Origin of the sequence: Pseudomonas brassicacearum, from assembly GCF_003732265.1 — a bacterium.
Lineage (GTDB): Bacteria > Pseudomonadota > Gammaproteobacteria > Pseudomonadales > Pseudomonadaceae > Aquipseudomonas > Aquipseudomonas brassicacearum_D.
The window spans coordinates 1-544 of record NZ_MOBK01000234.1 but is presented as its reverse complement, the minus strand read 5'-3'; the positions used below and the strand labels follow the sequence as shown (position 1 = coordinate 544).

Sequence of the window (544 nt, the reverse complement as noted above, 5' to 3'; positions counted from 1 at the left end):
GTGGTGAGCTACGCCGAAGACGGCCACGGCCCGATCCTGCCGATGCTCAGCTACCTGAAAAGCGATGACTTCAAGAACAGCCCGCCACAGGTGCTGATCTGGGAGTTTCCTGAACGATATCTGCCTGTGAACAACGAAATCGGCGACGCCGACCCGCAGTGGGTCGCAGAGCTTAAACAAGCCGGCGCACGCTCCGGGCAGGGTAGAAGCGTCGCGAGCGAAGACAAGACAAGGCAAAAACAGGCGAGGACGCGGAGTTTACGAGCTGTAAATGAGCAGTCCGAGCCTGTTTTTAACGCTGGATTGTCGAGCGCAGCAGCTTCTACCCAGTCCGGCCAACAAAACGTAGCAATCAACACTAACTCCGAGACGCCCGATCGGGCGCAAAACTGAAAGAGAGGTACACCATGACTTTCACTACTACTCCTCGTCGTCTCGCTAAAAGCTTCGCTCTGGTTGCTGGCCTCAGCGTGCTTTCCGTGCCTGCCTTCGCCGGTGGCGACGCCGCACTGTACGGCCCGACCGCACCGAAAGGCTCGACCTT

2 pseudogenes are annotated in these 544 nt (G+C 58.3%); both read left to right on the top strand.

Annotation, left to right across the window (positions count from 1 at the left end):
• A pseudogene (locus BK660_RS31015) lies at window positions 1-192 on the top strand (alginate O-acetyltransferase AlgX-related protein); the annotation flags it as partial.
• Between the two features lie 215 nt (window positions 193-407).
• Window positions 408-544 (top strand): annotated as a pseudogene (locus BK660_RS31010) (alginate O-acetyltransferase AlgF); the annotation flags it as partial.